The sequence below is a fragment of the Georgenia sp. Z2081 genome, from assembly GCF_055326445.1.
The window spans coordinates 1-19,076 of sequence record NZ_JBUZNK010000004.1 but is presented as its reverse complement, the minus strand read 5'-3'; the positions used below and the strand labels follow the sequence as shown (position 1 = coordinate 19,076).

Here is a 19,076-nt window from a genome sequence, read left to right as displayed (position 1 = left end):
CCCGGGGGTCAATGGCAGGTCAATGTCTGACCGTGCGCGCGAATGGACAGGGGTACCCCGGCCCCATGCTCGCTGGTGACGTGACGTGCGCGACGCTCGGCGGATTGGAGAAGCGGCGTCCCCGCGGTGTAATCTCGTGCGGTCCCGCGGTGCTCCGCGGAGACGGGCTGTGGCGCAGCTTGGTAGCGCACTTGACTGGGGGTCAAGGGGTCGCAGGTTCAAATCCTGTCAGCCCGACCATGTGATGTCTGAAGGCATCTCGAGGGCCCGAACTCACGGACGTGGGTTCGGGCCCTCGTCATGTTCGGGGTCGGTAGTCGCGGTCGGTGAGACGCGCTCACACTCCGCTCGCGGTACTTGGTGCTGCAGGAAACCGCGCCGCCTCAGCGCGCCCTGATCTGGTCCAGCGCCCGTTCGAGGCGGCCCACGGCGGCGTCGACGTCGGCGAGCTTGTCCAGCCCGAACAGACCGATCCGGAAGGTGGAGAAGTCCTCGCCCTCACCGCACTGCAGCGGCACGCCGGCCGCCACCTGCACGCGGGCCTCCTTGAACGCCGCGCCGCTGCGCAGCTCCGGGTCGTCGGTGTGCACGACGACCACGGTGGGCGCGGCGAAGTCGGGGGCCGCGACCGACGGCAGCCCGCGGGAGGCCAGGAGGTCCCGCACGCGGGCGCCCAGCTCGATCTGTGCCGCGCGCTGCGTCTCCAGCCCGCGCTCCACGGTCTCGCGCATGAGGTCGAGGTTGTGGGTGAGCGTGTCGGTGGGCATGGTTGCGTGGTACGGCGCGCGTCCCTCGCGGTAGTCGTCGGCTATCGAGAGCCACTTCCTCAGGTCGGCCGCGAAGCTCGTGCTCGTGGTCGAGAGGACCGCCTCGCGACCCGCCTCGCCGAGCATGACGTAGCCGGCGCCGGGAGAGCCGCTCCAGCCCTTCTGCGGCGCGGTGAGCAGCACGTCCACGCCGGTGTCGGACATGTCCACCCACAGCGCCCCGGAGGCCACGCAGTCGAGGACGAACAGCCCGCCGACCTCGTGCACCGCGTCCGCCACGGTGCGCAGGTAGTCGTCGGGCAGGACCATGCCGGCCGCGGTCTCGACGTGCGGCGCGAACACGACCTCCGGCCGCCTCTCGCGGATTGCCGCGACGACGTCCTCGACCGGCGCGGGCGCCCACGCAGCCTGTGGCTCCGTCGTCGTCGGCCGTGCGGCGCACACCGTCACGTCGTCCGTGATCGACCCGGCCTCGAGGATCTGCGTCCATCGGTAGGAGAAGAGGCCGTTGCGCACGACGAGCACGCGGCGCCCGGTGGCCAGCTGGCGGGCGACCGCCTCCATCGCGTAGGTGCCGCCGCCGGGCACGACCGCTGCGCTGCGGGCGCTGTACGTCGTGCACAGGATGTGGAGGACCTCCTGCAGCACCCCGACGAAGCGCCGCGACATGTGGTTGAGGGAGCGGTCGGTGAAGACCACCGAGTACTCGAGGAGGCCATCGGGGTCGACGTCGTCGTGCGGCAGGATCACACCATCACTCTGCCACGTCCGACCGAGCGATCTCTGTCTCGACCCGGTCTCGCACGCCGGGGTCGAGGGCGACGATGCGCACCCGCTGCACGTCGGTGGGGGTAGTGAGGATCGTCGTCACCGCTGCCCTGACGGCGTCGTCGAGCGGCCAGGCGTACACCCCTGCGCTGATGAGCGGGAACGCCACCGTGCTCGCCCCGAGCTCGTCGGCGACCTGGAGCGAGCGGCGGTAGCAGGACTCGAGCAGCGACCGGTCGCGCTGCCCGGCGCCGTAGTTCGGTCCCACGGTGTGGATCACCCAGCGTGCCGGCATGTCGCCCGCCGTGGTCCAGCCGGCGTCACCGGTGGCGAGCCCGTCGGGGAACCGCGCGACGCAGTCCGCCAGGACGGATGGTCCACCCACGCGGTGGATCGCACCGTCGACGCCGCCGCCTCCGCGCACCCGGTTGTTGGCGGCGTTGACGAGGGCATCGACGTCCTGCCGTGTGAGGTCGCCCAGCACGGCGGTCAGCTCGGTCATCGGCCCAGTCTGGGTCGCCTCCGCCCGGGCGTGCAACGGATCACGACACGCACGACGCCGGAGGAACGGGGCCGGCCGGTCCGCGCACGGAGCACCACGGTCCGTACCGTGTCCGCACGGCACCGGTGCCGACCAACCGACGGGGGAGACATGAGCACGCACGAGGAACCAGCAGCGCACGAGCACCCAGGGTCGCCCGACGGCACGAGCGCCCGTACGCTCGCGATCACCCAGAACATCACCGTCGACGGCCGGGTCGAGATGCTGGGGGACTGGTTCGACCCGGCCGCGCAGGACGAGGAGCTCCTCGCGGAGATCCACCGGCAGGATGCGACCTGCGACGCGCTGCTGCTCGGCCGCCGGACCTTTCTCGACCTTCGCGGCTACTGGCCGGAGCAGACGGACGACCGGACCGGCATCGCCGACCAGCTGGGCACCGTGGCCAAGTACGTCGTCTCGACGACGTTGGCCGACCCCGGATGGCAGCGCTCCACGATCATCGGCCAGGACCCGCTCGCGGCGATCCGCGACCTCAAGCGCCGACCGGGGCAGGACATCGTGTGCACCGGCAGCATCACCCTGTGCCACGCCCTCCTCTCGGCCGGGCTCGTGGACGAGGTCCGGCTGTTCACCTACCCCGTGATCCAGGGCCGAGGCCGACGGCTGTTCCCGGACGATCTCCCCGCTGTCGACGCCCGCCTCGACCGATCGATGTCGTTCGGCAACGGAGTGACCTACACGGGCTGGTCCCTGCAGTGACCTCCGGGGCCGCGACGATCGAAGGATCGCCGCAGGTCAGGCGTTAGGTTGCGCGTATGGACACGACCTGGATCCTCGTAGTCGTCGCCCTGCTGGGCCTGTCGGCGACGGCGGCCGGCGTCGTCGGGATCGTTCGCGACGGCAGGCGGATCAGCACGCTGGTTCGTGCCGTCCTCGGGCTAGGCACCGCCGTCCTCGCCGTCGCTCTCCTGCTCTACTCATGGGGGCACGAGGGGATGCTCCTCACGGTCGGCATCGCGGCACTCGTCGTGGTGGTGCTCGGGAACGTACTCGGCTATCCGCTGCTGGTGCTCTTCCTCCTGTGGAGCGGCGTCACCGTCCTGCGGCGGGAGAGCCGCACTCTCGGCAACGCGCTGGCCCTGGTGGCCGGCGTCGGGCTGGTGCTGCTGCCTGGCACGCTGGGCCTGCTGGAGCCGTCCGGGACCGCGCAGCCTGATGCCGGTTACATGGTCCGGTACGCGGTGCACCTGGCGCTCGTTCTGATCGTGGCCGAGCTCGCCTTCTCCTTCGCGGCGTTCCTCGGCGCCTCCGTGCTCTACCGGTGGCGCAGGACCCGGGTCGTGCCCGAGGCGGTCATCGTCCTCGGCTCGGGACTGCGCGACGGCGAGGTGCCACCCCTGCTATCCGGCCGTCTCGAGCGAGGACTCCGCGCGCAGCAGGAGCACGACGGTCGTCCCGTGATCATTACCAGTGGCGGACAGGGCCCGGACGAGCCTCGTTCCGAGGGCGTCGCGATGCGCGAGTACCTGCTCGAACGCGGCACCGAGCCGGACCGGGTGGTCGCCGAGACGGAGTCGAGGAACACCTCGGAGAACCTCCGGTTCTCACGGCGACTTCTGACCGCCGCTGACGCCCCGGTGGAGGTCGTCACCAGCAGCTACCACGTGTTCCGAGCCGCACTGCTGACTCGCGACCTCGGCATGCGGGCGCGCGTGCTCGGGTCGCGCACCGCCTGGTACTACGTCGCCAGTGCGATGCTGCGAGAGTTCGCCGCGCTCACGCGCGACCACCTGCGCCTGCATGCGACCGTGGTCGTCCTGCTCGTGGCCCTGGCCGTGGCCCTCACCCTGGTGGTCGTCCCGGCGTCGGGCACGCCGACGGGCTCACCGTGAGCACCGACGACGAGGAAGGACGGCGACTCATGATCAGTACACCGCTGACCGACGAGCTGCTGCGCGGCCACGAGATGCTCGAGCACACCCCGCGAGGCCGGCGCCCGCACCGCCTGCCCGGCTGGGTCCTCGACCAGGTGCCGGACCCGCGGATGGCGGCGATGGAGGCCCAACCCTCGGGCGTACGGGTCGCGATGCGCACGACGGCGCGGACCGTCGAGCTCACCGTCCACCCGACCCGGCTGACCCTCCTCGGCTTCGACCGGCCGCGCGGCGCCGTCGACCTCGTCGTCGAGAACCGGCTCGTCACCAGCGACGTGCTCACGGGCGGCGACACGATCGAGACCGACCCGAGGACCGGGCTGACGACTCGGTCCGAGGGCCCGCCGCACGTGGCCCGCTTCGAGCTGGACCCGGGCGACACGCTCGTCGAGCTGTGGCTGCCGCACAACGAGTCGGTCGAGCTCCTCGAGCTGCGCACCGACGCACCGGTGGCCCCCGCACCGCCGGCGGGTCGGAGGTGGCTCCACCACGGCAGCTCCATCAGCCAGGGCTCGAACGCGACGTCGCCGGCCCGCACCTGGCCCGCTCTCTCCGCCCGCCTCGGCGGCGTCGAGCTGCGCAACCTGGGACTGGGCGGGAACGCGCTGGTGGATCCCGGCGTCGCGCGCGTCATGCGCGACACCCCGGCGGACCTGCTCAGCGTCAAGCTCGGCATCAACGTCGTCAACGCCGACGCGATGCGCGTGCGCACCTTCGTGCCGGCCGTGCACGGGTTTCTCGACACGATCCGCGAGGGCCACCCGACCGCGCCGCTGGTCCTCGTGTCCTCGACGCACTGCGCGATCCACGAGTCCACGCCCGGTCCAGGGGCGTTCGAACCCGCGAGCCTCACGACCGGGCAGGTGAGGTTCGCCGCCACGGGGCGGCCCGGTGACACCGAGCTCGGCCGCCTCACCCTGACGGTGGTCCGCGAGGTGCTCGCCGAGGTCGTCGCGGGTCGCGACGACCCCCACCTGCACCACCTCGACGGCACCGCGCTCTACGGCGCGAAGGACGAGGCGGACCACCCCCTGGCCGACGCCCTGCACCCCGACACGGCCGCCCACGAGCTCATCGGGACGAGGTTCGCGGAGTACGCGTTCGGCACCGCCGGCCCGTTCGCCGGGACGGACGACGGCGACCGGACCGGGGAGGAACGCCCCGCCGCATCCCCACGGCAGCCACTCGACCAGGGGTAAGGTCCATCGACGCCGCCGCGTCGCTCGGACGCCGGCACACCGACGGGTGCGACGAGGGACGAGGGAGGCGACGTGCCGGAGGAGACGCCGCCTGGCCGACGTGTGGTCGAGTGCATCCGGGCGATGGGTCCGATCTCCCGGGTCGACGTCGCCCGCGAGACGGGCCTCGCCCCCGCCACGGTCAACCGGTGGGTCGCGCGGATGATGCGCTCGGGCCTCGTCCGGGACGTCGGTGCGGACCTGGGGACCGGCGGACGCCCCTCGGTGCTCGTCGAGCTCGACGAGCGCCACGGGGTCGTCCTCGCCGTCGACGTCGCCGACCGGCACCTCGACCTCGCCCAGCTCGACCTCAACGGAGCGGCGGTGAGCACCGAGCGCATCCCGACGTCGGGGGCGACCGGGGACCAGCGGCTCGACGAGGTCCTGGGGCACATCCTGGCCGCCGTGCAGGCGGAGGACTCCCCGCCCGTGCTCGCCATCGGCGTCTCGGTCCCCGGCCCGGTGGACAAGCGGGGCACCGTGCTCTTCGCCCCCTCCCTCGACTGGCACGAGGTCCCGCTCGGACGCCTCCTGGTGGAGGCCACCGGACTCAGCGTCGTCGTCGAGAACGACGCCAACCTCATCGCGCTCGCCGAGTACTCCCGCGGACCGTGGGAGAACGTGCAGACACTGGTGACGATCGCCGTGTTCGACGGCGTCGGCATGGGCATCGTCGAGGGCGGCAGGGTGTGGCGCGGTGCCACCGGTGCTGCCGGCCAGGTCGGACGGATGCTCTTCACGCCGGACGCGCTGGGCACCACGTTCGAGGGCTTCGGCGACCTCGAGCTGCACCTGGGGCGGGTCGGCATCGTCGCCCGCGGTGCCCGCCGAGGGCTCGTCCCCGTCGGCGACCCGCGCGACGCCGACGTCGTCCTCGAGCTCGCCGCCGCCGGCGAGCCCCGTGCGCGGGCGCTCCTGGGCGAGCTGCTCGACGACTACGCGTTCGCGCTGGTCAACATCTGCGCCCTGCTCGAGCCCGACGTCGTCGTCATGTCGGGACTGTTCGACCGCTGGGGCGACCTGGTGATCCCGCTCATCGCCTCGCGCATGGCCGGCCAGGTCATCACCATGCCGCGGCTCGAGCGGCCCTCCATCGGTCCATCCGGGGCGATGACGGGGGCCGGGCTGCGGGCGTTCGAGGAACGCGGCGGCCTCGGCTCGCTCATCGAGCCCTGACGGCACCTCCTGTGCGGAGCGCCCTCCACAGGGCCCGTCCCGGCCGACCGGCACGCCCGCCGGGGCGGCCTGGCTGTGTCCCACGGCACGGCGCGCCGACACGCGACACTCCGTGTGATCCAATGCGCTTGACGCCGGCGAACCGCCGGAGGTAGTTTCGCGGCACGACTTCAAATCACCCCGAAAATAAGTCGGCCACCGGTTCAAGGAGGAACTGTCATGCGCAAGCGCACAGGAGCTACGGCAGCAGCAGGACTGTCGTTCGCGTTGCTCGTCGCGGCCTGCGGGTCGGGCGACGACGGCGGCGACGGTGGCGGCGGCGGTGAGGGGGAGGCCCAGGAGGGTCCCTTCACCATCGGCGTCAGCAACGCGTTCGTCGGCAGCGAGTACCGCACCCAGATGATCGAGGTCATCGAGGAGACGTTCGCCGAGTACGAGGAGCAGGGCGTCGTCGACGAGCTCGTCATGGAGAACGCGGACGCGGACGTCAACGGCCAGATCCAGCAGATCCGCAACCTCATCAACCAGGACGTCGACGTCATCATCGTCGACCCGAACTCCGCCACGGCCCTCGACGCCGTGTTCCAGGAGGCCATCGGCCAGGACATCGCCGTGTTCGCGATCGACCAGGCCGTGGAGTCCGAGGACGTCATCAACGTCGGCATCTCCCAGGAGGACCTCGGTCGAGCCAGCGCCGAGTGGTTCGCCGCCGAGGTCGGCGAGGGCGCCAGCATCGTCACCGTCGAGGGCGCGTCCGGCAACCCGGCGACCGACGCCCGCTGGGCCGGTGCCGAGCCGGTCTTCGAGGAGGCCGGCATCGAGGTCGTCGCCCGCGGCGACGGCGGCTGGGACCAGTCCGTGGGCCAGACCACGGCGACGGACCTCATCTCGACGAACCCCGACATCGACGGCATCTGGACCTACGACGGCATGGCCCAGGGTGTGCTGCGCGCCGTCCAGGCGGCCGACGCCGTGGAGGACCTCGTCATCGGTGGTGAGGCGCGGGTCGGCTTCATGTCGATGTGGAGCACCATGCTCGAGGAGGGCACGGACTTCTCCAGCATCGGTGTCATCAACCCCCCGGGGACCGGCGCCGCGGCGATGCACATCGCCATCCGGATGCTCCAGGGCGAGGAGCTCGACGAGTCGCAGCTGGAGAACGGCAACACCGTCGTCCTCGAGCTCGCCGACCCCGTGACGAACGAGAACTTCGAGGAGCAGTGGGCCGAGGTCTCCGACCAGCCCGACACCTACGTCCTCGACTCGGTCCTCACCGCCGAGGACGTCGACCAGTACTTCGCCGGCTGAACGCGGGCGGCGCCACCGCCAGGTGGCGCCGCCCCTCCCGCTCGCCCGGGTCCCGCTCGCCGCACCACGCGACGCGGCGGGGCCGGGCGAGCCTCACACCATGTCCGGGGACACGTCCCGGCCCGACCCACTACCGCCCCACGACACTCGCCCCAAGGAGGTGCCCTCGTGACCACCCTCGCGATCGACCAGGTCGACAAGCGATACGGCGGCGTCCAGGCGCTCAAGGATGCGTCGCTCGAGCTCCGCGCCGGCGAGGTGCACGGGCTGCTCGGGCCGAACGGCTCCGGGAAGTCGACGCTCAACAAGGTGATGTCCGGCGCCGTCAAGCCCGACCGCGCCCGGATCCGCGTCGACGGCACCGAGATCTCGATCGACCGGCCGCTCGACGCCCAGCGCCACGGCATCGCGTCGGTCTACCAGCACCTCTCCATCGTTCCCCACCTCACCGTGGCGGAGAATCTCGTCCTCGGCACCGAGGCCACCCGGGCGGGCTTCCTCGCCCCCGGGCGGCAGCGGAAGCGCATCGACGAGGTGCTCGAGCGGCTCGCGCCCGGGCTCGGGCCGAGGGTGCGCCCCGACACCCGCGCCGGCCGCCTCGGTCCCGGGCAGAGCCAGATCCTCGAGCTCGGCAAGGCCTGGCTGCGGGACCCGCGCTTCCTCGTCCTCGACGAGGCCACCGCCTCCCTGCACCGCGACCAGGTCGAGCTCCTGTTCTCCGTGGTCCGGGAGCTGACCGCGGACGGCGTCGGCGTCGTCTTCGTGTCCCACCGGATGGAGGAGGTGCTCGCGCTGTGCCAGCGCGCGACCATCCTGCGCAACGGGCTCAATGTCGCGACCGTGGAGGTCGCCGAGACCACCGACAAGGAGATCGTCCGCCTCATGGTCGGTGACGATCTCGCCGCCCGGGTCGGTGCGGCGACGGAGACCAACCGACGACCGGACCAGGACCCCGTCATCGCGACGACCGACCTCGTCGCCGACGGGGTCGACAGGGTGACGCTCCAGGTGCGCCCCGGAGAGGTCCTCGGCCTCGGTGGTCTGCAGGGCCAGGGCCAGTCCGAGCTCCTGCTCTCGCTGTTCGGCGCGAACCCGGCCGGCGCCGGCGAGATCTCCGTCGGTGGCCGTCCGCGGCGCCTCGGTCGCCCCCGCACCGCGATCCGCGCCGGCATCGCTCTGGTCCCCGGCGACCGCGGCAAGGAGGGGCTCTACGACAAGCGCTCGATCCAGGAGAACATCTCCACCGTCTCGCTGCGGGCCCGTAGCCTCCTCGGCGCCATCTCCATGCGTAAGGAGCGCTCGGTCGCCCGCGAGCAGGTCAAGGCGATGAGCATCAAGATCGGCTCGCTCGACGACCCGGTGAGCAGCCTGTCCGGCGGCAACCAGCAGAAGGTCGTCATCGGGAAGTGGCTCCCGGCCAACCCCCGCATCGTCCTGCTCGACGACCCGACCAAGGGCGTCGACGTCGGGGCGAAGGCCGAGATCTACACGATCATCCGCGCGCTGACCGCCGACGGGGTCGCGGTCGTCCTCAACTCGAGCGACGACACCGAGCTCGAGGAGCTCGCCGACCGCGTGCTCGTCCTGTTCGAGGGCGGGGTCGTCAGCGAGCTCGAGGGCGACGAGATCACCCACTCCGCGCTCGTGGCGAGCGCGCTGCGGGTCGACGACGAGGAGGAGGCCATGCCCTCATGACGCAGACCACCGAGAGCTCGACCTCGAGCTCCACCACCCGCACGGTCGGCGACATTCTGCGCGACGGCAGCTGGCAGCGGCGCCTGAACTTCTCCCTGTCGGGATGGGTGACGCTCGGCCTCCTGGTCGGGGTGATCGCGCTCAACGCGTCGCTCCAGCCCACGTTCTTCACCGAGTACTCGATCACGAGCAACTTCGCCACCTTCGCCCCGCTCGTGCTCGTCGCGGTCGGACAGGCGATCGTCGTCATCGGCGGCGGCCTGGACCTCTCGGTCGGCTCGAACCTCGCGGTCTCCAGCGTCGTCTCCCTGCGCGTCATGGACGGCGACGACAGCAGGATCCTGCTCGGCATGGCGGCGGGCGTCGCCACCGGTGCGCTCTGCGGGCTGCTCAACGGGGTCGTCATCGCGGTCGTCCGGCTCCAGCCGCTCATCGCCACGTACGCGACCGGGTCGGTGTTCGCCGGAGCCGCCCTCGTGGTGCTCCCGTCCCCGGGCGGCAGCGTCCCCGGTGACATGGTGAGCACCTACCGCGACACGGTCGCCGGCCTGCCCGTCGCGGCCCTCATCGTGCTCGCCTGCATGGGCGTGTGGCTCGCGCTGGACCGCACGAGGCTCCTGCGGCACATCCGGGCCGTGGGCGGCAACGAGCAGTCGGCGTACACGTCCCTGGTCCCGGTGGTCAGGTCCCGCGCCTGGACCTACACCCTCGCCGGCGCGTTCGTCGGTGCCGCCTCGCTGACCATCCTGGCCAACTCGGGATCGGGCGACCCGTTCATCGGTGAGGCCTTCGTGCTCGACTCGATCGCCGCCGTCGTCCTCGGGGGCATCGCGCTGTCCGGCGGTCGCGGGACCGCGATCGGCGCCGTGGCCGGGGCCATCATCCTCACGATCATCGACAACGTGCTCGGGCCGCTCGGCGTCCCGACCTTCTGGCGGCCCCTGACGAGCGGTCTGGTCATCATCGCCGCCTTCGCGCTGTCGGTCCTCACCAACCGGAGGGAGTCCGCATGAGCACGTCGACGGACCTGACCTCGGACGGCGACCTGCGGGCGAGGCTCGCGACGGTCGTCCGTCAGCCGATCGTCATCGCCGCTCTCGCCGCGGTCGCCATCCTCGTCGTCGGGCAGATCGTCTCGCCGGGCTTCGCCGGCTACGGGCAGATCGTCTCCATGCTCCGCGTGGCGAGCTTCCTGGGAATCATGGCGATCGGCCAGACCATCGTCATCCTGTCCGGCAACACCGGCATCGACCTGTCCATCGGCGCGGTCGCCACGTTCGGCGCGATCGTCGGGGCGCGGGTGATGGACGGGGACAACTCCAACCTCTTCCTCGGCATCCTCATCCCGGTCCTCCTCGGTGCGGGCCTCGGGGCGATCAACGGGCTGGGCATCGTGTTCCTGCGCCTGCCACCGTTCGTCATGACGCTCGGCATGATGGGCGTCGCGGGCGGGCTCTCGCTGGCCTACACCCAGGGCGTGGCGGCCGGCCGCAGCGCCCCGTTCCTCACGAGCCTCGTCAACACGCGCTGGTTCCTCGGCGTGCCCGGCGTCGTCTACGTGTGGATCGCGCTCATCGTCATCGTCACGCTCCTCCTGCGGCGGACGTCCTACGGCTGGAACCTCTACGCGGTGGGGACGAACCGGCGTGCCGCACGGCTCTCGGGCCTGCCGGTCGGCCGGACCGTCGTCGGTGCCTACGCCGCCTCCGGCGCGTTCGCGGTCGTCGGCGGGCTCATGCTCCTCGGCTACAACGAGTCCGTGCTGCTCAACCTCGCGGACAGCTACACGCTGACCACGGTGGCCGCCGTCATCATCGGTGGCACGCTCGCCGCCGGCGGCGTGGGCGGCTACGCGGGAACCGCCATCGGTGCGGTGGTCCTGCAGTTCCTCGACAGCTTCCTCAGGACGGTGGCCATCCCGCAGTCCTGGCGGACCATCATCACGGGCCTCGTCCTGCTCTCCATCCTCGCTCTGTTCGGACGCCAACGCCGGCTCCGTTCCTGATCCACGTACACGACCTCACAAGGGAGACCCACCATGTCCCAGCGCACCACCCTCGGCGTCGGAATCGTCGGGGCGGGATTCATCGGCAACTTCCACGTCGACTCCTGGCAGGGAGTCCGTGACGCCGACATCGTCGCCGTCACCTCGCGCACGCGCTCCTCCGCGCAGGCCCTCGCCGACAAGGCGGAGGCCACCGGGGTCGGCTCCGACGTCGCGGTGCACGACGACGTGGCCGCCCTCGTGCGCGACCCCCGCGTCGACGCGGTGTGGGTGCTCACGCCCAACTTCACCCGGCTCGAGGTCGTCCGTGCCATCACCGAGGAGGTGACCTCGGGGCGGGCCGAGCTCAAGGCCATCGCCATCGAGAAGCCGCTCGGCCGCACCATCGAGGAGGCCGTGCAGGTCCTCGAGCTCGTCGAGGGCGCGAACCTGCTGCACGGCTACCTCGAGAACCAGGTCTTCTCCCCGAGCATCACCCGGGCGCACGAGCTGCTCTGGTCGCGCGGCGCCTCGGTGGCCGGCACGCCCTATCTCGCCCGGGCCGCAGAGGAGCACTCCGGACCCCACAACACGTGGTTCTGGAACGGCGCCGATGAGGGCGGCGGCGTCCTCAACGACATGATGTGCCACTCGGTCGAGTCGGGCCGCTTCCTGCTCACGCCCCCGGGCAAGGACTCCGCCGAGTGGCTGACGCCGGTCTCCGTGACCGCGACGATCGCCTCGCTCAAGTGGGGCCGCCCCGGCTACGCCAAGCAGCTCTCCGAGACGTACCCGGGGGTCGTCGACTACACGAAGAGCCCCAGCGAGGACTACGCGCACGCCGTCTTCGAGTTCGTCAACGGCGACGGCGAGCCGGTGGTCGTCGAGGCCACGACGTCGTGGAGCTACGTCGGCGCCGGGCTGCGGCTGTCGTTCGAGCTGCTCGGCCCGGAGTACTCGATGAAGTCCGACACCCTGTCGACCGAGTCGGAGATCTTCCTCTCCCGCGCGCTGATCCAGGCCGAGGGCGAGGACATGGTCGAGAAGCAGAACGCCGAGCAGGGCCTCATGCCGATCGTCTCCGACGAGTCGATGACCTACGGCTACACCGGGGAGAACGCCACGTTCGCGTCGGACTTCCTCGCGGGTCGCCAGCCGGTGGAGAACCTCCGCACGGGCCTCGACGTCGTCCGCCTGCTCATGGCGGCCTACCACTCGGCCGAGACCGGCCAGACGGTGCGCTTCCCGTTCGAGCTGACGGACTACGTGCCCGCCGTCGCGCGCGGGGAGTGGAACCCCCGCGCCTGACCCCAGCCCGGGAGGGCCTCATCGCCCCCTCCCGACCGCGGCCAGGTGCCCGGACGGTCCGTTCCCGTCCAGAGCCTCGCCGCACGAACGCGACGCCCCGGCGGATTTCCGCCATTGTCCGCCGGGGCGTCGTCCCATGCCCGGACGCGCGGACGCGCGGGCGGCCCGGACGCGCGGGCGGTCCGGACGCGCGTCCGGCCCGGACGCGCGAATGCTCGGGCCCTCGCGATGACCCCACGGCCCTCGCGAGGACGCCCGGGGCCGCGCGACGACGCGACGCCGCCGGCGGTGCCTGCTCACAGCCCCAGCACGGAGATCGCCACGGTGAAGTACAGGAGCAGGCCGCTGGCGTCGCAGAACGTGGAGATGAACGGGGTCGAGAAGACCGCCGGGTCGACGCGGCACACGCGGGCGACGAGCGGGACGACGCCCCCGACCGTCGCGGCGACGGGGCAGTTGAGCAGCAGGGTGAGGCCGAGGACCGTGCCGATCCCGGCGCCGTAGATCAGCGAGCCCACCCCGAGGGCGACCGCGCCGAGTAGCAGTCCGAGCAGCAGGCCCGTGCGCACCTCCTTCGCGGCCACGCGCAGGATGTCCCGCGGCCCCACGTCGCCGACCGCGAGCGCGCGGGTGACCGTGGTGGCGGCCTGGGAGCCCGTGTTGCCCCCGATACCGGTGAGCAGCGGGATGAACAGGGCGAGGGCCACCTGCTGCTCGAGCGTGGCCTCGAACATCTCCAGCACCTGCACCGTGAGCACCGCGGAGATCGCGAGCACGAGGAGCCACACGATCCGGGAGCGCGTGATCGTCCGCACCGGCGTGAGCAGGTAGCTCCGGCGCAGCGGCTCCCGGGCACCGGCCCGGGCGTGGTCCTCGGCCGCGGCCGAGCGGTCGATGAGAGCGGCGTCGGCGATCTCCAGCATGCCGACGAGGCGCTGCTCGCTGTCGAGGACCGGCAGGAGGACCTCGCCACGGTCGAGCACGCCGCGCGCCACCCGCTCCGCGTCGTCGTCTGTGCTCGCGAAGCGTGGCGTGGTGTCCATGACGGCGTCGACCGCCTCGTCGGCCGGCCGCCGCAGCAGCGCCAGCGGGTCGACGACGCCGCGCAGCACCCGCTCCGAGGAGAGCACGGGGATCGTGGCGACGGCGCCGACGTCGAGGTCGGCGGACCGCAGCCGCTCGAGGACGGCGCCGACCGTCTCGCCCTCCTGCGCGCGCAGCACCACCGGCGACATGTGCCGTCCCACCGAGCCCGGGTCGTACCCGAGCAGCAGCATCGCCGCGCCGACGCGGTCGTCGTGGACCGCGGCGAGGATCCGCCTGGCGACCCGCGCCGGGAGCTCGTCGAGCAGCCGCGCGAGATCGTCCGGGTCGAGCGACGTGAACACCTCGGCCGTCGACGCCTCTCCGAGCTCGCCGACGAGCTCGGCCTGAACGCCCGTGCTCAGGCGGTCGAAGACCGTGACGGCCGTGTCCTTGGCGAGCAGCCGGAACACCACGGCCGCCTCGCGGCCCGGGAGCGAGTCGACGAGCTCGGTGGCGTCGTGCGTGGGAAGTGGGCTCACCTCCTCGGCGAGGGACGTCAGCTCCCGGGAGCGGATGAGCCGGCGGACGCGGTCGAGATCGACGGGACGAGGCACCAGCTCCACCCTCCCGACCGCCGAGGTCGACGCGCGCGGGGTCTCCCGCGGGCCGCGGACGAGCCTACCGCCGGGCCTGCCGGGGCCGGCCGACGCCCGCCCGGGCCCGCCGGGCTCCTCCACGTCCGAGGTCACACCAGCGCCGGCCCTCGGTCCTGGGACCCCGGTCGCCCGCGAGAGCCGTCAGAACGCGCCGGTCACCCGCATGATCGCGAGGCTGGACACCGCGACGACGACCCACAGCAGGCCACCGAACGCGAGCGGGCGCCAGCCCGCCCGGCGGAACGCCTGGATGTCCGTCTGCAGTCCGATCGCCGCGAGCGCCATGGTGATGAGGAACGTGGCGACGTGGCCCGCGTACGGCTGCACGGACTCCGGGACCGCACCGATCGTCGTGAGCGCGGCCATGAGGAGGAACCCGACGAGGAACCACGGGACGAGCCCGACGACGCTGCGCACGGTCAGGCGCTGGACCTCGACGCCGGCGCGTCCGGCGGCACGTCGTTCCCGGACCTGCTCCCGGACGGCGAGCGTGACGGAGACGGGGATGATCATCAGCGTGCGGGCGAGCTTGACGACGACCGCGTACCCGGTCGCGGCCGCGCCGAAGACGCTCGCTGCCGCGACGACGGAGGACGTGTCGTTGACCGCCGTGCCCGCGAAGAGCCCGAACGCGTCGTCGGACATGCCCAGAGCTCGACCCAGTGGCGGGAAGAGCAGGACGGCGGCCACGTTGAACAGGAAGATGGTCGACACGGCGTAGGCGATGCTCGCGCCCTTGGCCCGGATGACCGGGGCCGTCGCGGCGATCGCCGACGCGCCGCAGATGCCGGTGCCGACCGTGATGAGCGTGCGCAGCTCGCCGTCGACCCCGAGGAGCCGGCCGAGCGGGACGGCGGCGAGGAAGCAGGCCGCGAGCGTCCCGAGCATGACGGGCAGGGTGTCCACGCCCACCTCCCACACGCGCCCGAGGGACATGCCCACACCCAGGAGCACGACGGCGAGCTGCAGGACGCGCTTGGCCGAGAAGCTCAGGCCCGGGGCGAGCACGGGACCGGGGCGCCGCACCTGGCCGAGGACGACGCCGATGACGACGCCCGCGACCGCGGAGCCGAGCACCGGCACAGCGCGCCCGACGAGCGTGGCGACGACGGCGATCGCCACCGCGACGGCGAGGCCCGGGAGGCGGTCCCGGACGCCTGGGCCCGTGGGGAGTGTGGACATGGTGAGCAGCATGCGCCCGTTTCGGGGCGCGCCGGTCAGATCCGGCGGGTGACCCGGGCAGGGTTGCCGACGGCGACGACGTCGGAGGGGAGGTCCTTGGTGACGACCGCGCCCGCGCCGACGACCGTGTTGTCTCCGATCGTCACGCCCGGGCACACGATGACGCCGCCGCCGAGCCACACGTTGTCACCGATCGTCACGGGTCGTGCCGCCTCGAGCTTCGCCCGGCGCGGCCGGGGGTCGATCGGGTGGGTGGGCGTCAGCAGCTGGACCCCGGGGCCGATCTGGCAGTCGGCCCCGATCGTCACCGCGGCGACGTCGAGGGCCACGAGGTTGTAGTTGATGAACGTGCCGGGGCCGACGGAGATGTTCGTGCCGTAGTCGACGTATAGCGGCGGGCGCACCTCGACGCCGTCCCCGACGTGCCCGAGCAGCCGGCGCAGAAGATCGGGCGCGGTCCCGTCCGCCGCGAGGTGGGCGCGCAGGTAGGCGTCCTGGAGCGTACGGGCCTGCTCCTGGAGCTGGTCGAGCTCGGGGTCGTCGGCGATGTAGAGGTCGCCCGCGAGCATCCGCTGACGGCTCGTGCGATCGTCTCCGGCGAGCACCTCGGCGGCGACGTCGGAGGAGCTCTGCGCCGTCGTGTCCCGTTCCGCGTCGTCCCGTGCCGGGTCCTGGTGGGGTGTCGTGTCGGGAGTGGTCACGGCGTCGAGGGTACGTTGGAGCGTCGAGTGGACGCGCGTCGTTCCTCCGGCTCGACGTCGGTGCCCGCGTGCCCGTGACGAGTGCGCCCGCCGCGCAGGTCGCGCAGCCCGCGCAGCCCGCGCACGACGAGCCAGACGATGAGGGCGACCTCCCCGACGAAGGAGACGGTGCTGACCTCGAAGGCGTCCGGCGGGCCCGCCTGTGCGACGACGGCGTCGACGACGTAACCCACGCCCGCGACGACGACGAGCGCGCCCAACCAGCGCGGCGCCCCGGCGAGGCGCCAGAGCAGGACACCGACCGCCACGAGGGAGAGCCCGAACACGCCGAGGGCGGCTTCCCAGGTCCGGTCGAACCGGCCGGCGTCGGCGGTGACAGCGAGCTGGACCGCGGCGATGCCGAGCGCGATCCCGTACCCGAGACGCAGGGCGGCGGCCGTACGGGAGAGCGTGCGACCGGCGGGAGCGAGCACGGGCAGGAGCGCGAGTGCGACGACGACGTCCAGGACGGCGACGGCGAGCATGATCGCACCCGCGGTGGTGGTGCGGCCGTCCGGCAGCGCCACGAACGCGGCGAGCGGCGCGAGCACGGCCATCGCGGTGAGTGCCGCGGCGGCGGTGAGAGCCGCCCGCGCCGTGCGTGCGGCCGTGGCGGCCGTTGCGGTGCGTGTGGTGGGCGCCGTGGGCGTGGTCGGTGCCGTGCGCGCGGGAGCGACGGCGTGGTCGGGTGCGTGGGAGAGCGACGGCTCGATCGAGACGAGGGGCTCGAACGCCGGCGGAGGCGGGGTGCGCGAGGGCATGTGTACTTAGTACACTAGTCGGAGGTCGGCGACAAGAGGCACGTGCGCGGCGTGGTGTGCACAGGATGAAGGGATGCGTGGTGAAGGAGGGTGAGATGAGCGAACGGCGGTCCGAGGGGCGCCCCCGGGCGCGCCTGACCCGGGAGCGTGTGGTGAGTGCCGGCGTCTCGCTGGCGGATCGCGACGGGCTGGCAGCGCTGACCATGCGATCGCTCGCCGACGACCTCCGGGTGCGACCGATGGCCCTCTACCGGCACGTGGCGAACAAGGAGGAGCTGCTCGACTCGCTCGTGGACTCGGTCTTCGACGAGGTCGTGCTCATGGACCCGGATGGCGCGTGGCGCGCGGAGCTGACGGAACGGTGTCGCTCGCTGCGGGCCGCGCTGGGGCGGCACCCGTGGGCGCTTGCGCTCATGGAGACGCGCAGCAGTCCGGGGCCCGCCACGCTCGAGCACCACGAGAACGTGCTTGAGACGCTGCGCTCAGCGGGCTTCTCGGTGGTGGCGACGGCGCACGCCTATGCGGTGGTGGACGCTTTCGTCTACGGCTTCGCCCTGCAGGAGGCCGAGCTCGCAGCGGCCGGCCTGGGGGAGGCGGAGCAGACGCTCGCCGGCATTCCGCTCGAACGGGTTCCTCGGATGGCGGAGCTCGCTCGGGAGCACGTTCTGCAGCCGGGGTACGACTTCGGGGACTCGTTCGACGTCGGGCTCGCGATCGTCCTCGACGGGCTCGAGAGGCTGCGGTCCGGCGAGCTTCCGTGACGCGGTGCGTGCGGGTGGTGGTCGTCGGGGGCGCGGTTTTTCCCCAGGTCAGGGTGGGTGGTGGATGTGGCGTAGTTGTCCACAGATTCGGGCATTTCGCTTGTTCTCGAATATGTGTTCGAGTAGAATCGGGGTAGTCGGTTCGAGTGGCACGAGGAGGTGCGGGGGCAGTGGCTGAGGACGTGAGCGTGGACCAGGAGTGGTCGGCTCTGGAGGAGCTGCTCTCCGCGCAGGTCGAGGCCTGGCTCGCCACGAAGGCAACCCAGAACGACGCCGCCTCTGAGACCGACCCTGATTCCGATGTCGCCGGGGCCGGGGAGGTCAGCGACGCCGTCGGATGCGACGCCGAGAACGAAGCCGAGTCTGACGCTGCTGAGGCTGTCAGCGCCGCCGATGCCGATGCGGGCCTCGCGGACGTCGGCGACCGTGAGCTCGACAGTTCCCACTCCACCGGCACGGGCGCCGGGACGGCTACTGACGTCGACGTCGACGTGGCTGAACTCGACGTCCTGGAGCGCGACCCGTCGACCGATCTTTCGGTTGCTGACGAGCGCGCGCAGAGCGTCTCCGACAGCGAGGGCGAGGGTGCCGTCGAGCGGGGCGTCGTCGGGCACGTTCGTGAGCCTGTGTTGTCGGTGGGTGTGGTCGGTGGGGTGCGGGAGATCGTGGCTCAGCTCGACGAGCTGAGCGGTGCCCGTGTGGGGGGCCTGTCGGGGCAGGAAGCGATCGAGGTGTTGGAGAGCATCGAGGCCGCCGAACGACGACTGACCGCGCTCCGGGCCGCCGCCACCGCGAAGGTCGAGGCCGATGGTGTGTGGGCGTTGGAGGGGCAGCGGTCGTTCCGGACCTGGTTGCGGGACCGGACCGGGACCAGCGTGGCGGTGGCGGGTCGGCAGGCCCGGCAGGCCCGCGCGCTGCGCGACGATCTGCCCCTGGCGCATGGGGCGCTGTCCGCGGGGCGGATCAGTGTCGAGCATGTGCAGGTCCTGGTCCGCGAGACCCTGTCCACCAGCCGGCTGCGCACCCAGCTCGCGGATACGGTGATGGGTGAGGGGTTCCTGGTCGGTCAGGCCCAGGTCATGCACGCCCAGGACTTCGCCCGCCTGGTCGCGGCGTGGAAGGTTCGGGCCGACCCGGCGGAGCGGGCGTGTCAGATGGTTTGTGTAAGGGGTGGGGTCAGCGTTCGAAGGAGAACATGCTGTGACCATGACCAAGGAGAGTCCGGAGCGTGCGGAACGCAGACGGCGGCAGAAGGAGATCGCGGACGGTC

Annotated in this window: 17 protein-coding genes and 1 tRNA gene; 12 read left to right on the top strand and 6 right to left on the bottom strand. The window is 72.1% G+C overall.

Translation table 11 applies throughout. The features are described from left to right. The first annotated feature begins 163 nt into the window (after window positions 1–163). Window positions 164–240: transfer RNA gene (locus ACZLKG_RS07130), tRNA-Pro, on the top strand. Between the two features lie 143 nt (window positions 241–383). Here the strand turns inward: ACZLKG_RS07130 and ACZLKG_RS07125 are convergent. Further along, window positions 384–1,517, bottom strand: coding sequence for an aminotransferase class V-fold PLP-dependent enzyme (locus ACZLKG_RS07125; RefSeq protein ID WP_425709895.1), 1,134 nt, complete (start codon window positions 1,515–1,517; stop codon window positions 384–386). Window positions 1,518–1,521: 4 nt separating this feature from the next. After that, entirely contained in the window at window positions 1,522–2,037 is a 516-nt protein-coding gene (locus ACZLKG_RS07120; RefSeq protein ID WP_425709896.1) for an O-acetyl-ADP-ribose deacetylase, read from the bottom strand. A 150-nt stretch (window positions 2,038–2,187) separates the two neighbouring features. On the opposite strand from ACZLKG_RS07120, the gene ACZLKG_RS07115 reads away from it, so the two are divergent. The 9 genes from ACZLKG_RS07115 (at window position 2,188) to ACZLKG_RS07075 (ending at window position 12,680) form a co-directional block, all read left to right on the top strand. Then, window positions 2,188–2,796 carry a dihydrofolate reductase family protein gene (locus ACZLKG_RS07115; protein ID WP_425709897.1) on the top strand — a complete coding sequence of 203 codons (609 nt, stop codon included), beginning with the start codon at window positions 2,188–2,190 and terminating at the stop codon, window positions 2,794–2,796. 56 nt (window positions 2,797–2,852) lie between these two features. After that, window positions 2,853–3,929, top strand: coding sequence for a YdcF family protein (locus tag ACZLKG_RS07110; protein WP_425709898.1), 1,077 nt, complete (start codon window positions 2,853–2,855; stop codon window positions 3,927–3,929). Window positions 3,930–3,958: 29 nt separating this feature from the next. Next, window positions 3,959–5,170: a GDSL-type esterase/lipase family protein gene (locus ACZLKG_RS07105; RefSeq protein ID WP_463648340.1), complete on the top strand. Its 1,212-nt coding sequence runs from the start codon at window positions 3,959–3,961 to the stop codon at window positions 5,168–5,170. A 72-nt stretch (window positions 5,171–5,242) separates the two neighbouring features. Next, window positions 5,243–6,385, top strand: coding sequence for an ROK family protein (locus ACZLKG_RS07100; protein ID WP_425709900.1), 1,143 nt, complete (start codon window positions 5,243–5,245; stop codon window positions 6,383–6,385). 219 nt (window positions 6,386–6,604) lie between these two features. After that, window positions 6,605–7,693, top strand: a complete 1,089-nt coding sequence (locus ACZLKG_RS07095; protein ID WP_425709901.1) for a substrate-binding domain-containing protein — start codon at window positions 6,605–6,607, stop codon at window positions 7,691–7,693. A 168-nt stretch (window positions 7,694–7,861) separates the two neighbouring features. Then, the gene (locus ACZLKG_RS07090; protein ID WP_463648338.1) at window positions 7,862–9,388 is read left to right on the top strand and encodes a sugar ABC transporter ATP-binding protein; all 1,527 of its coding nucleotides are present in this window, start codon (window positions 7,862–7,864) and stop codon (window positions 9,386–9,388) included. Next, a complete protein-coding gene (locus tag ACZLKG_RS07085; RefSeq protein ID WP_425709903.1) occupies window positions 9,385–10,401 on the top strand; it encodes an ABC transporter permease in 1,017 nt (338 codons plus the stop codon). The genes ACZLKG_RS07090 and ACZLKG_RS07085 overlap by 4 nt, the downstream gene beginning before the upstream one ends. Continuing rightward, the gene (locus tag ACZLKG_RS07080; RefSeq protein WP_425709904.1) at window positions 10,398–11,393 is read left to right on the top strand and encodes an ABC transporter permease; all 996 of its coding nucleotides are present in this window, start codon (window positions 10,398–10,400) and stop codon (window positions 11,391–11,393) included. Before ACZLKG_RS07085 ends, ACZLKG_RS07080 begins: the two co-directional genes overlap by 4 nt. 33 nt (window positions 11,394–11,426) lie before the next feature. After that, window positions 11,427–12,680, top strand: coding sequence for a Gfo/Idh/MocA family protein (locus tag ACZLKG_RS07075; protein WP_463648336.1), 1,254 nt, complete (start codon window positions 11,427–11,429; stop codon window positions 12,678–12,680). 296 nt (window positions 12,681–12,976) lie between these two features. Here the strand turns inward: ACZLKG_RS07075 and mgtE are convergent, their stop codons facing one another. The 4 genes from mgtE to ACZLKG_RS07055 form a co-directional block, all read right to left on the bottom strand. Next, on the bottom strand, window positions 12,977–14,320 hold the full coding sequence (gene mgtE, locus ACZLKG_RS07070) for a magnesium transporter (RefSeq protein WP_425709906.1): 1,344 nt from the start codon (window positions 14,318–14,320) through the stop codon (window positions 12,977–12,979). A 183-nt stretch (window positions 14,321–14,503) separates the two neighbouring features. Beyond that, window positions 14,504–15,544 (bottom strand): YeiH family protein, encoded by a 1,041-nt coding sequence (locus ACZLKG_RS07065; RefSeq protein ID WP_425709907.1) that lies wholly within the window; start codon window positions 15,542–15,544, stop codon window positions 14,504–14,506. Between the two features lie 35 nt (window positions 15,545–15,579). Next, window positions 15,580–16,113 carry a sugar O-acetyltransferase gene (locus ACZLKG_RS07060; protein WP_425709912.1) on the bottom strand — a complete coding sequence of 178 codons (534 nt, stop codon included), beginning with the start codon at window positions 16,111–16,113 and terminating at the stop codon, window positions 15,580–15,582. A 128-nt stretch (window positions 16,114–16,241) separates the two neighbouring features. Continuing rightward, window positions 16,242–17,045, bottom strand: a complete 804-nt coding sequence (locus ACZLKG_RS07055; RefSeq protein WP_463648334.1) for a DUF4386 domain-containing protein — start codon at window positions 17,043–17,045, stop codon at window positions 16,242–16,244. 95 nt (window positions 17,046–17,140) lie between these two features. Between ACZLKG_RS07055 and ACZLKG_RS07050 the strand changes: the two genes are divergently transcribed. Further along, window positions 17,141–17,806 (top strand): TetR/AcrR family transcriptional regulator C-terminal domain-containing protein, encoded by a 666-nt coding sequence (locus tag ACZLKG_RS07050; RefSeq protein ID WP_463648332.1) that lies wholly within the window; start codon window positions 17,141–17,143, stop codon window positions 17,804–17,806. A gap of 170 nt (window positions 17,807–17,976) precedes the next feature. Further along, window positions 17,977–19,076, top strand: a 1,100-nt coding sequence (locus ACZLKG_RS07045) for a DUF222 domain-containing protein (protein ID WP_463648331.1), incomplete at its 3' end; no start/stop codon positions are given.

Excerpts from the sequence above, each read along its gene's own strand:
- ACZLKG_RS07120 (WP_425709896.1), bottom strand. The coding sequence starts at position 2,037 with ATGACCGAGCTGACCGCCGTGCTGGGCGACCTCACACGGCAGGACGTC.
- ACZLKG_RS07115 (WP_425709897.1), top strand. The coding sequence starts at position 2,188 with ATGAGCACGCACGAGGAACCAGCAGCGCACGAGCACCCAGGGTCGCCC.
- ACZLKG_RS07110 (WP_425709898.1), top strand. The coding sequence starts at position 2,853 with ATGGACACGACCTGGATCCTCGTAGTCGTCGCCCTGCTGGGCCTGTCG.
- ACZLKG_RS07105 (WP_463648340.1), top strand. The coding sequence starts at position 3,959 with ATGATCAGTACACCGCTGACCGACGAGCTGCTGCGCGGCCACGAGATG.
- ACZLKG_RS07095 (WP_425709901.1), top strand. The coding sequence starts at position 6,605 with ATGCGCAAGCGCACAGGAGCTACGGCAGCAGCAGGACTGTCGTTCGCG.
- ACZLKG_RS07085 (WP_425709903.1), top strand. The coding sequence starts at position 9,385 with ATGACGCAGACCACCGAGAGCTCGACCTCGAGCTCCACCACCCGCACG.
- ACZLKG_RS07080 (WP_425709904.1), top strand. The coding sequence starts at position 10,398 with ATGAGCACGTCGACGGACCTGACCTCGGACGGCGACCTGCGGGCGAGG.
- ACZLKG_RS07075 (WP_463648336.1), top strand. The coding sequence starts at position 11,427 with ATGTCCCAGCGCACCACCCTCGGCGTCGGAATCGTCGGGGCGGGATTC.
- ACZLKG_RS07065 (WP_425709907.1), bottom strand. The coding sequence starts at position 15,544 with ATGTCCACACTCCCCACGGGCCCAGGCGTCCGGGACCGCCTCCCGGGC.
- ACZLKG_RS07060 (WP_425709912.1), bottom strand. The coding sequence starts at position 16,113 with ATGCTCGCGGGCGACCTCTACATCGCCGACGACCCCGAGCTCGACCAG.
- ACZLKG_RS07055 (WP_463648334.1), bottom strand. The coding sequence starts at position 17,045 with ATGCCCTCGCGCACCCCGCCTCCGCCGGCGTTCGAGCCCCTCGTCTCG.
- ACZLKG_RS07050 (WP_463648332.1), top strand. The coding sequence starts at position 17,141 with ATGAGCGAACGGCGGTCCGAGGGGCGCCCCCGGGCGCGCCTGACCCGG.